The organism is Chitinophaga agri, assembly GCF_010093065.1.
Lineage (GTDB): Bacteria > Bacteroidota > Bacteroidia > Chitinophagales > Chitinophagaceae > Chitinophaga > Chitinophaga agri.
Genome location: NZ_CP048113.1, coordinates 322,506 through 335,126 on the forward strand (window position 1 = coordinate 322,506; position 12,621 = coordinate 335,126).

Here is a 12,621-nt window from a genome sequence, read left to right on the forward strand (position 1 = left end):
CAGTAAAAGTAACATTTAGATCACCTAAATACAAGCCGGGGCCGGGAAATTAGAAATTGACGAAAGTTGAGGAAGAAGCTTGCCGGAAAGCAATTAAATCATATGATGCTAACGCTTACCTGAATAGTTCGCCGCTTTGTTCGACAAAAATGGGCTTCTGTAATTCAATATCACATATTTCCTTAAACCTGTCCACCATATAGACAGTCAGTTCAGGCGAATAGGCTTCATCATGCATGTGCATGAAAAAGTACAGTTCCTGTAAGCCGCGTTGCAGCCAGTAGTGAATGCGGGAGATCCAGTCGTCAATACGGACATAGTCAGTAGGATGCAGGCTGTTGCCCACATAGCGGATGAATGCCTTGCGAATGGGCATATGCATATGTGCACAGTCCCGGCGACCGGCTGTATCTGTGATCACAGCGCCTACATTAAGTTTACGTAATGTAGTGAACAGCTCATCCCTGATTTTGTTATCACTATACCACTCGGGATGTCTTACTTCCAGGAAGAACTGGAGGTCCTGCGGCAGGCTCTCCAGGTATTTGTAGAGGTTATCTTTTCTTTTAGGGGAGTATTTATCGCTCACCTGCAGGAAGATGGGACCCAGGTGATCACCGAAAGCAAGTACGCCTTCGAGGAACTCAGTCGTCTTTTGAGTGGCATCTACAAGATTGCTGTAGTGGCTGATGCTTTGCGGCACCTTGGGGCAGAACTTAAAATCCCTGCCTTCGGCACGGGCATCCCATCTGGCGATCTCAGTAGGGCCGTAGATCTTATAATGAGTGGCGTTGAGTTCGATACTGTTATAATGGTGAACGTACTGATCGAGGAAATTGGCTTCTTTGGTACCTTTGGGATAGATCTTACCAATCCATTCCTTACGGCCCCACTTGGCGCAGCCCAGAAAGATCTTTGGCTTCTTAACGGCTTTGCCTTTGAGAACAGCTTTATTAAACGAAGGTTCAGCAGGCAGTTTGAAATCTATTTCATCCAGCATTGCCGGATCCACACGACCGAAATCCATAATATAACGTGTATTAAAGGTTTCTCCGAAGGTAATGTATTATGTCATTATTACACCCCTATTCCGCGTTCCGGGGTTTCTGTGCCCCAGTTAGGGGTGTAAAGGAACAGATAAGCTGAGCTATAACAGTAACGCACGCATTAAAAAAGGAATAGAAATATTTGCTGATATATAAGGGGATTGGTTTAAATTACGCTGCACATTAGGGAGTTAGATGGAATAGCCCGTTATGCGGTTTGAGCCTTAAATAAAGTTTGGACAATCCTTTGTAATATGCTTTTTCCAAGGTAATTTGAAAGAACAGTTTTTAATTCTTTAGCATGGAGATTTTACACATTAGCGCGGAATGTTACCCTATAGCGAAAGTAGGAGGTCTGGCAGATGTGGTAGGGGCATTGCCCAAGTACCAGTTTGAAGCAGGACATATAGCCAAGGTCGTGATGCCCGCTTACAACACCCGTTTTTTTCACAAACACGAATTTGAACTCGTACACCAGGGTGGTTGCTGGTTAGGACACAGCTGGCACCATTTTAACGTATGGAGAGAGGTTACCAATGTACTGGGCTTCGATCTCTATATGGTGGACATCCCTGGACTGCTGGATACGGAGCGGGTATATGGTTATTACAATGACACAGATCGTTTCCTGACCTTCCAGATAGCAGTACTGGACTGGCTCAATGAGTGGCAGCATCATCCGGATGTGGTGCATGTACATGATCATCATACGGCCCTTATCCCGTTTATGATGACTCATTCATACAAGTATGAGCGCCTTCGCAACATCGCCACTGTACTGACTATACACAATGCACAGTACCAGGGGCAGTTTGGATGGGACAGGCTGTATCAGCTGCCAGGGTTCGACCTCTGGAAAGCCGGCCTGCTGGGCTGGGACGGTGCTATCAATCCGTTGGCCGCAGGTATTAAATGTGCCTGGAAATTTACAACGGTATCACCTAGTTATCTTGAAGAGATGTATACCAGTGCCGCCGGACTGGAGGCCCTGATGAACTATGAAAAAGGCAAGGCGATCGGTATATTGAATGGTATAGATGTGAATGTATGGGACCCGGCTACGGACCCGATGTTACCAGTGAACTATGACCTGAAGACATTTGTTACAGCAAAACGTGACATAAAGCAACAACTTTGTGAGCAATATAACCTCGATCCGGAACTACCGTTGATCTCCTTTATTGGGCGGTTAGTGGGAGAGAAGGGGGCGGACCTGTTACCTGAAATCATCGGCAGGTCTATATTTGAACAAAAACAACAAGTGAATTTTCTATTGTTGGGAAGCGGAGACCGACATGTGGAATGGTCATTGCAACAGACACGATTATTGACAGCTGATAATTTTAATGTGCAGTTCGGATACGATGAGGCTTTGTCACACAGGATCTATGCAGGAAGCGATTTTCTGCTGATGCCGAGCAGGGTGGAACCCTGTGGGTTGAATCAGATGTATGCGCTCCGCTATGGTACAATTCCTATCGTACGAAGTGTTGGTGGATTAAAAGATACAGTCACAGACTTCGGAGACCCCGGCGGCTTTGGTATCCGGTTCGTTCATGCGGAAGCATGGGACGCCTGCCAGGCAGTTGACCGCGCTGTGAAACTTTATAGTAATACTGCACAATTGCAGGGTATTATTAAAACCATTATGCAGCTTGATCATTCATGGGACAGTGCAGCTGCTGAATATCTGCAATTATACAGCTCAGTTGTAGTCCGCTGACAATAACCCAAAAACTGAAACAAAGAATCGAAATATATGTCTAACGCAGTTATCTCCCTTATCTTAGGAGGCGGATCTGGTACCCGTCTATACCCCCTGACGCGCAAGCGTTCCAAGCCAGCAGTACCCGTTGCCGGTAAATACCGGTTAGTGGATATACCCATTTCAAATTGCCTGAATGCTGACATGAACCGCATTTTTGTGTTGACGCAGTTTAACTCAGCATCGTTAAACAAGCATATCAAAAATACTTATCATTTCAGCCACTTTAGTAAGGCATTCGTAGACATCCTGGCTGCGGAACAGACGCCTGATAACCCGACATGGTACCAGGGTACAGCCGATGCGGTACGCCAGTGTCTGCACCATATCGATAACTTCGACTTTGAATATGTGCTCATCCTTTCCGGTGACCAGCTGTATCAGATGGATTTTCGCGAAATGCTGCAACACCATATAGAAAATCAGGCCGACGTATCCATCGCCACCATTCCGGTGAACGCTAAGGATGCTTCTGACTTTGGTATTCTGAAAACAGACAATAACGCGCTGATCACTTCATTCACCGAAAAACCCAAACAGGACGTACTCGCTCCCTGGGCTTCCCCGGTAAGTGAGGAAATGCAGGCAGAAGGTAGGGTATACCTCGCCAGTATGGGTATCTATATCTTCAGCAGAAAGACCCTGTATGACCTGCTGAACGGACAGGAAGCTGCCACCGACTTCGGTAAGGAACTGATCCCGTATGCGATCAATGCCGACATGAAAGTGGTGAGCTATCAATACACAGGTTACTGGACTGACATTGGAAATATCAGCTCTTTCTGGGAGGCGAACCTTGAACTGACAGATGAAATTCCTAAGTTCAACCTCTTCGACGAGTCTCATATTATCTACTCACGCGCACGTATGCTGCCGCCGGCCAAGATTGCCGGCTCACTGAAGAATACTGTTATTTCTGATGGTAGCATTATTCTGGACAGTCAGCTGGATCGCTGCGTGGTGGGTATCAGGACACGTATCGGCAGAAACTCAGTTATCACCAACAGCTATATCATGGGGGCCGATTACTACCAGACGCTGGAAGACCTGGAAAAGGCGAAAGCCAAAGGCCATCCGCCAATGGGTATCGGCGACAATTGCCGTATCAATAACGCGATCATCGACAAGAACTGTAGCATCGGGAACAATGTACAGATCAATGTAGGCGATCCGTTACCGGATGGTGATCATGAGAAATATGCGGTGAAAGATGGTATTGTGGTGATCAAAAATGGCATGGTGCTGCCAGATGGATTTGTGATCTAAAGCTATAAGAATAATTGACCTTGAATATTGTCAGAGGCGTCTACCACAGGTGGGCGCCTCTTTATTTTTGTATCATCCCCGCCCTCCCGAACACTGTTTTCTTCATTGATTATAACCATTCGTAATTCGTAATTGATCATTCTCGATTCATTCCCTACCTTCGTGCATCTAAAAGAATCAGAGCGTAAGCGTATGGAGCAACCTGTAAGCAGTATCCCGTATTGTAAAACCGGGTATTTTAATCAATTGGTTATAGATTTTCTGGCCGAGCATCCGAGTCTTCGTCCCTTTTATAAATATTCTCCCGTAAAGCCTGATTTTGAGGCCGCTATACAGGCAAAGAAAGCATTTTCACAACAAAGAGATGTACTGGTAGAAGCACTCACGGAGCAATATGAGGGGCTGGAAATTACCGACAGCGTTCGGAATAATATCAACAGCCTGCTGGACCAGCAGACTTTCACCATCACCACGGCACACCAGCCCAATATCTTCACCGGTTATTTATATTTTGCCTATAAAATACTGCAAACCATAAAGTTAGCTGATCAGCTACGTTCGCAGTATCCGCAATATAGCTTCGTGCCTGTATATTATATGGGCAGCGAAGATGCCGATCTTGATGAACTGGGACATGTGTATATTGACGGCAAGACCATCAACTGGCCTACCCAACAGGCCGGCGCGGTTGGCCGTATGCAACCGGAAGGTTTTGACACACTCATTGACCAGGTAAAACAAGCGGTGGGCTACGGCCCTTATGCGGAAGAGCTGATCGCCCTGTTGCGCAAAGCATATCTGGAACATAAGAATATTCAGGACGCGACCCTGTACCTCGTAAACGAGCTGTTTGGTCGTTACGGACTGGTGGTACTGGTGCCGGATTCTCCGAAGCTGAAGAAACTGTTTGTACCCGTTATGCGGGATGAACTGTTCCATCAGCAATCTTTCGGGATCGTGAATGAGACCATTGCGCAGCTCTCACAACATCATAAGGTGCAGGCGAATCCGCGCGAGATCAACCTGTTCTATCTCACGGAAACATCGCGCGAGCGTATCGTACGGGTGGGAGATGTCTGGAAAGTATTACACCTGCCGGTGGAGTTTACGGCGGCCACACTGGAGAAAGAGCTGGAAGAACATCCGGAGCGTTTCAGCCCGAATGTGATACTGAGAGGAATGTTGCAGGAGACGATCCTGCCTAATATCGCCTTTATTGGCGGTGGTGGTGAGATCGCCTACTGGCTGGAGTTACAGCAGTTGTTTATACACTACCGCGTTCCTTATCCGGCACTGATCCTGCGTAATTCCTTCCTGCTCGCAGATGATAACTCCCTGCAACGTTTACAGAAACTGGGACTTACCATCGCAGAGCTGTTTGAAGATCCGGAAGACCTGATTACGCGCTTTGTACAGCAGCATACCAATGCGGCACTGGTGCTGAAGGATGAATATGCGGCTATTGAGAAGCTGTTTGATGATCTGGTATTAAAAGCAGCCAGTATCGATGTGACACTGGAAGCATCTGTAGGCGCGGAACGTACAAGAGCAGTGAAATCTATCGGTAAACTTGAACATAAGTTCCTGCGTGCGGAAAAGAAGAAATTCAACTGGCAGTCGGAGCAGATCCGTACATTGAAAAAGAAATTATTCCCGGCTAATTCCCTGCAGGAGCGGAAGGAGAACTTCATGCCCTGGTATGTGACAATGGGGCCGGCGTTCTTTGATCTGATACTGGAAAATATGGACCCGCTGTCTGACCAGTTTGGGATCATAGCAATCAGGCATTAGGAATTGAGTAGATCAAGCCTCCCTAAGTAAATAGCGCTCCTGACCACTGGCCAGGAGCGCTATTGCGTTATACCGAGACATTTGTTATAAAAAACGCCTGATCCCCAATGCCTAATTTATTGTTTTGTCGATGGTTTTCTTCATGTCTTTTAACAGGGAAAATATGGCATGCATCTGATCGCGCACCATCTTTGTTTCCAGCATATCTTCCCTTACCGGCGTTTCGCCCTGCCCATTATTGATCTCTTCCTGTCTGCGCTGAATCAGCTTTTCCAACTCCGCGTCTAATGCATCCAGGGCATCCAGTCGCTCGGGTAAAGGAGCGGGTGGTGTATCCGGATTGTCTATCAGTTGTACGATACAGTCGAGATATTGCTGTAACAGTTGATTCAGATGCTGATACTCCGGCTTAGGGAACTGTATGCGGTGTAGCAGACCGTAATTGGCCATGGCAGCTGTATGTGACATCATCGAGTGGTTAAGTACCACGAAATGATAGATCTCCGATCCATGTATCTGTTTGCTTTTTGGCTCAGAGAGCATTCGCTGGAACGCCGACATCAGGTTGGCCGCGCTTACATTAGTGTCTTTCCTGGCCAGCTTGTAGTCATTCATTACAAATTCCCCGTTGGTGTAGAGACGCATCACATGATCCAGGTAGCGTGCATTGTCCTTCACCATTTTCGACATATGGCTGGGGAGGTAGTTATGCTCCCAGCTTGGCCATAGCAGCAAACTGGCCACAAATGCTATACTGACACCTATAAAAGTATCCAGCACACGGAGTTCCGCATTCTGGAGGTGTGCGGGATGCAGGAAGTGCAGGAGGAAGATGACAAAGGGGGTAACAAAGAATACACTCAGTGTATACTGCTGGGTCATGAAGCTATAGGCCCCGAGTATACAAAGCAGCATAAGGATGAAGATGATCGTCGTATTAGTGGTGAGGAACAGTACGCCTGCGGCGAATAATGCACCGAGCACCGTTCCGATGATACGCTGATAGCTGCGCGCCTTGCTGATACCGAAGCCCGGCTTCAGGATCACCACGATCGTTAACAAGATCCAGTATACACGGTCCAGGTGTAAGACCTGGCCCAGCAGGTAGCCGGTAACAGCAGCAATACTGACCCGCAGGGCATGCCGGAAAATATGTGAGTCAAAGGAGAGGTTATTCAGCAGGTCTTCCAGGTCGTAGCTGTTACGCGTGGTAAAGCTGGATAGCTGCAATCTTGGATCGATCACCTCATCTTTCACACGTTCCAGTCTGGTGAGACGGTGCAGGTTATAGATGCGCTGCGTCATGTCCTGCAGGTTATGGAGGATGCCGGTCAGCGTCATCAGTTTAGTACGTTCCTTGAGGGTAGGCAGCGAGTCATGAATAGCAGTGAGTGCATGCTGCACCTTGTCTAGTTCGTGTCGCAGATTTGCTTCAGGCAGGGAACGTTGTCCGGCCGCAACTGCGGTGCCGATCAGTTCCAGTTCGCTGGCAAACAGCAGGATCAGCTTGTGGAACTTCTCCAGTATCTCTGTGCCGCCGAAGTCCTGCTGTAAAGCAAGGTAGTCGGTCTGGGAAGCCATGATCTGCTCCTGCAGGTCGGTGATGTCCAGGAAGATCAGTACCATACTTTTATTGATACTGGTAGAACCTTGCTGGGCGCTGCGGCGTTTAAGGAGTAGTTCGCGTACGGCTTCCTGCTTTTCGCTCACGATGACCTGCTGGGCGAGGACGGATTTATATATTTCGTCGAAATGTTTGTCGGCGCCTTTTTCGTAAAAGCCTGCTCTTTCTTCCAGATAGTGAGCCGTTTCGATGATACATTCGGATAGCATCTGCTGTACGCTCAGATAGGGACGGATCTGCCAGAGCAGCAGGGCAAGGAAACCGTACCAGATGCTTCCTCCGAGTATGACCAGGCAATGCAGGAATGCCTCTGCAGGAGGGACCGGGTTCTCTCCCAGAATGGATACCATGACCAGCATACAGGCAATACCGATATTGCCACCACGGTTACCATATACGAGCAGCATACCGTTGCCAAAACAACAGGCCAGTATCCAGGCAGTCATCAGTAAAGGGTAAGGCGCGATCAGCGAAGTACCGAGGGCGGTCAGGAAGATGAAGGCAATAGCCGTCAGGATACCATTGCGTTTGTGCAGGGCAGTGCCGGGAACATCTGACAGGGCAGTGGCCAGGGCGCCCAGTGATGCCACGATCCCCATCGGCAGATCGCCCATCATGGAAAATACGATGGAAGGCACTACTACACTGATGGTTGTACGTAAACCAGTACTGAAATGATAACTATAAATGAAATTCCTGACTTCCTGAATCCAATGCCGCATCTGGAAAATTTGATATATGCAAAGTTATTTAAATCGCTGTTAAGCAAAAAGAATGCTGATTTTCTGTGTGGTAAAGTGCTCATGACGCTATACCGGTCATATTTGCTTTTGTAACAACCGGAAAGCAGCTGAAATGTACCGTAGACAGTTCGTCCTGCAATTTATACACAACTGTGTATAATTAAATTTTTACCGGAACATGGTTGTCTAAAAAATTACTATTTTCTTTGGAAAATTAAAGGTAACAGTCTCTGATTAAAATGCTGATAATCAGAAAAAGGAGATAATTAATCTGGCAAAAATGCATTATTATAGTATGATCAGGTAAATCCGGGCTATAAATCAGAGAAATCATAGTTATCTTTGACGGCTTTAAAAAAACAAAGCGGAGCAATTGTGCGTTTAAAAACATTAGAAATCAAAGGCTTCAAAAGTTTTGCTGACAAAACCGTATTACACTTCGACGAAGGCGTAACGGGGGTTATAGGCCCCAACGGCTGTGGCAAAAGTAATATTATCGACTCCATTCGCTGGGTGATCGGGGAGCATAAGATCAGCAACCTGCGTTCTGAGAACCAGTCTGGCCTGGTCTTCAATGGCTCCAAAACACGCTCGGCAAGTGGTATGGCCGAAGTGAGCCTGACGTTTGAGAACACCCGCAATGTCCTGCCAACTGAGTTTACCACCGTTACCATTACCCGTAAATTTTACAAGAACGGCGATAGTGAATACCGCCTAAATGATGTGGCCTGCCGCCTCAAGGATATCCATAACCTGTTTATGGATACTGGCGTTAGTACGGATTCCTATGCCATCATCGAACTGGGTATGGTGGACGATATCATTAAAGATAAGGAAAACAGCCGCCGGCGTATGCTGGAACAGGCTGCCGGGATTTCCATCTACAAAACCCGTAAAAAGGAGGCTAAATCCAAACTGGAAGCCACTGAAGGAGACCTGAACCGTATTGAGGACCTGCTCTTTGAGATCAATAATAACCTGAAAACCCTGGAAGCGCAGGCCCGTAAGGCAGAACGCTTCTATGAGGTGAAAAAGGAATACCGCGAAGCCAGTATTGAACTGGCGAAAGCAGCCCTGGAAGGTTTTAACGTCACTTTTAAACAGCTGACAGACGAACAACAGGCGGAAGCAGACCGGAAACTGGCGCTGGAAACGGAGATCACCTCCGCAGAAGCCAGTGTGGAAGAAGATAAATTACATTTCGTTGCCAAGGAAAGAGAGCTGCAGGTATTGCAGAAATCCTTCAATGAACTCGTTTCCACCATCCGTACCAAAGAGAACGATAAGAACCTCGCTACCCAGCAGCTCACCTATCTGAAAGAAAGGGAACGCAACATCAGCCACTTCCTGGGTAATGCGGAAGGACAGTTGCAGGGCCTGACAGATTCTATCGCCTTCACCGAAACACAGGTGGCGGAAGAGCAGGACGCATTCGAAAGCCTGCAGGACCAGCTCGAAGGCCTCCAGGACCTGGTAGACGAAAAGAAAGAAGCCTTTAACCAGAAGAAGCTGTCCCTGGAGAACCTGCGCCGCGATCAGCAGCAATGGCAACGCCAGCAGTTTGAAGCAGAAAAGAAGGTGGCCGTAGCAGATACCTCGGTACAGAACCTCCAGCGTAGCATTCAGCAGCTGCAGGAAGAAAAGACCGGCCGCCTCCACCAGATCACGCAGCTGGAAGAAGAAAAGGTCATCCTCCAGGAAACCCTGCAGGACCAGAAAGCCGATCTGGAAGATATGATCGCTTTCCAGGAAGAAACCAAAGGAAAGATCCTGGCCACCCAGGGAGAGATAGAAGGCTTACGCGATAAACTGGTGAACGAGAACCGTACCCTGGACCAGAAGAAGAATGAATACGACCTCCTCAAATCGCTCGTGGACAGCCTGGAAGGCTATCCGGAGAGTATCAAATTCCTGAAAAAGAACACAGAATGGAACAATGAAGCACCCATTCTCAGTGACATCTTTTTTTGTAGGGAAGAATACCGCACCTGCGTAGAGAACCTGCTTGAACCTTATCTCAACTACTATGTTGTAAATAATGCAGCAGAAGCAATTCAGGCTATCCGGTTGCTGGATGAACATAAAAAGGGAAAGGCTAATTTCTTTATCCTTGATCAGTTCCATGAACAGCATGCTATGCCTGCAAGCCCTCCGGGTACTATTCCTGCCCTGGAAGTAGTAGAACTGGAAGAGCGTTATAAAGGATTGGGACACTATCTGCTCGGGAAAGTATTTATTGCGGATGATGTTAGCAGCATTCTGTTTGAGCAACTGACAGATCAGGACGTACTGGTGATTGAGAAAAGTGGCAGAATGAACCGTGGCCGGTACAGTTTTAGTGGTGGTTCTGTCGGATTGTTTGAAGGTAAGAAACTGGGGCGTGCTAAAAACCTGGAGAAACTGGACGAAGAGATCCGGACACTGGAAGATGTGGTGGCATCCCTCCGTCATCAGATCCAGGAAAAACATAACCAGGTACTGGGATATAACAGTCAGCTGAACGAAAACAAGATCAATAGCGCCCGCGAGAAGATCAACCAGTTGAGCAACCAGGTGTTCGGATTGCAGAACCGTATAGAGAACTTCCGCCATCTGGTTGAATCCGGAGATAAGCGTTTGCAGGAAATGCAGGACTCCCTCCAGGCGAACCAGGATAGTATCAAGGGTGTAAGGGAAGAACTCGAAGAGCTGAATGAAAAAGTATATGCGCTGCACGATAGCATCGCAGCAGCTGAAAGGGCCGCTACAGAAGCCGAGCAGCAATTTAACCAGGCAAGTGTACAGTTCAATAACCAGAACCTGCAGCATACACGCCAGCAGAGTAAAGTCCAGTCACTGAGACAGGAGCTGGATTTCAAACGTAAACAATTGTCTGATCTGCATATGCAGATCACCAGTAATAAAGCCCAGCTGGAAGACGCCGTAGCCAATATCGCTGCAGCAGAGGACAAACTGGGGCTTGCGGAAGATGGACTTATAGACTTGTTCCGCAAAAAGGAAGAAGAAGAGAAAGAGCTGAACGAAAAAGACCAGGAATATTACAACTTCCGTAACCAGTTAACAGAAAAGGAAACTACCTTGCGTGCACGTCAGCGTGCCAAGGAACAGCTGGAGCAATCATTGACCGTGATCAAGGATAAGGTGAATGAACTTAAATTGCAACTGGCTTCCATGAAGGAAAGACTGAGCGTGGAGTTTAAAGTGAACCTGGACGAGATCATTGATGAACAACGTAGCTCCGTACTGCCGGTAGAAGAACTACAGGGTAGCGCGGAAAGACTCAAGAAGCGACTGGAAAATATGGGTGAGATCAACCCTACGGCTATCGAAGCCTACCAGGAGATGAAGAAACGTTACGAGTTTATTCTAGAGCAGAAAACAGACCTTGTGACTGCTAAGGAATCACTGATGGCAACTATCCAGGAAGTGGAAGCGACGGCTAACCAGAAATTTCTGGATACGTTCAACCAGGTGAAAGAAAACTTCGTACGTGTATTCAAGGCATTGTTCACCGAAGAAGACCAGTGTGATATGATATTGAATGATCCTGAGAACCTGGCAGATACAGGTATCGAGATCATCGCCAAACCGAAGGGTAAACGTCCGGCTGCCATTACGCAGCTGAGTGGTGGAGAAAAGACACTGACAGCAACAGCGCTGCTGTTTGCTATTTACCTTATCAAACCGGCACCATTCTGTATCCTCGATGAGGTGGATGCGCCGCTGGATGATGCCAACGTAGGTAAATTCACAAACATGATCCGTAAGTTCTCGGATAACTCCCAGTTCATCATCGTTACGCATAACAAGCAGACGATGGCAGCTGTGGACGTGATCTACGGAGTTACCATGCAGGAACCGGGTGTAAGTAAACTCGTGCCTGTGGATTTCAGAAGTCTTAACTAAGTTAATCAATAAAGCAAACCAAAAAATTACATATCATGGGCACATGGGGTACCAGAAACTTCGAAAATGATGGCTCTCAAGACTGGGTATTTGAAATGATGGACAACAAAGATGGCGGTATGGTTGCCGACACGCTTCAGTTCTCCCTTAACAAAGATGGTATACTGGATGCATCTGAGTGCGAAGACGCACTGGCTGCTGCAGAAGTAGTTGCAGCTCTCGCCGGTAAAGCAAGCGAAGACTTTCCTGAAGATCCACTGGAAAACCTGGACGTTCTCAACCTGTTAGCTACGCCTGCTTTACGTAAGCTGGCTGTTGCTGTTGTTGAGAAGATCAGGGTTTCTTCTGAAATGAAAGACCTTAGAACAGAAGAAGGACAGTATGAAAGCTGGGACGCTGTGATGGCTGATCTCGTAAAGAGACTGACTATCTGAGTCGCCGTTTAGCACTGACATTATAAAAGAGCTCCGCCTTATCCTC

The 12,621-nt window shown here is 47.4% G+C and carries 7 protein-coding genes; 5 read left to right on the forward strand and 2 right to left on the reverse strand.

Annotated elements, in window-relative coordinates; all coding sequences use genetic code 11:
• Window positions 1-115 precede the first annotated feature (115 nt).
• The gene (locus tag GWR21_RS01245) at window positions 116-1,027 is read right to left on the reverse strand and encodes a DUF72 domain-containing protein (RefSeq protein ID WP_162329971.1); all 912 of its coding nucleotides are present in this window, start codon (window positions 1,025-1,027) and stop codon (window positions 116-118) included.
• A gap of 320 nt (window positions 1,028-1,347) precedes the next feature.
• Here GWR21_RS01245 and GWR21_RS01250 point away from each other — a divergent pair, with 320 nt between their 5' ends.
• The 3 genes from GWR21_RS01250 to bshC all read left to right on the forward strand — a co-directional run bounded on the left by GWR21_RS01250 (window position 1,348) and on the right by bshC (window position 5,868).
• Window positions 1,348-2,769: a glycogen synthase gene (locus GWR21_RS01250; protein WP_162329972.1), complete on the forward strand. Its 1,422-nt coding sequence runs from the start codon at window positions 1,348-1,350 to the stop codon at window positions 2,767-2,769.
• Window positions 2,770-2,805: 36 nt separating this feature from the next.
• Entirely contained in the window at window positions 2,806-4,077 is a 1,272-nt protein-coding gene (locus GWR21_RS01255; RefSeq protein ID WP_162329973.1) for a glucose-1-phosphate adenylyltransferase, read from the forward strand.
• Window positions 4,078-4,269: 192 nt separating this feature from the next.
• Complete coding sequence (gene bshC, locus GWR21_RS01260; RefSeq protein ID WP_238430125.1) at window positions 4,270-5,868, forward strand: bacillithiol biosynthesis cysteine-adding enzyme BshC; 1,599 nt, start codon at window positions 4,270-4,272, stop codon at window positions 5,866-5,868.
• A 111-nt stretch (window positions 5,869-5,979) separates the two neighbouring features.
• Here the strand turns inward: bshC and GWR21_RS01265 are convergent, their stop codons facing one another.
• Entirely contained in the window at window positions 5,980-8,214 is a 2,235-nt protein-coding gene (locus tag GWR21_RS01265) for an FUSC family protein (protein ID WP_162329975.1), read from the reverse strand.
• 396 nt (window positions 8,215-8,610) lie between these two features.
• Between GWR21_RS01265 and smc the strand changes: the two genes are divergently transcribed.
• Entirely contained in the window at window positions 8,611-12,141 is a 3,531-nt protein-coding gene (gene smc, locus GWR21_RS01270; RefSeq protein WP_162329976.1) for a chromosome segregation protein SMC, read from the forward strand.
• Window positions 12,142-12,176: 35 nt separating this feature from the next.
• Window positions 12,177-12,575, forward strand: a complete 399-nt coding sequence (locus GWR21_RS01275) for a DUF4259 domain-containing protein (RefSeq protein WP_162329977.1) — start codon at window positions 12,177-12,179, stop codon at window positions 12,573-12,575.
• Window positions 12,576-12,621 lie beyond the last annotated feature (46 nt).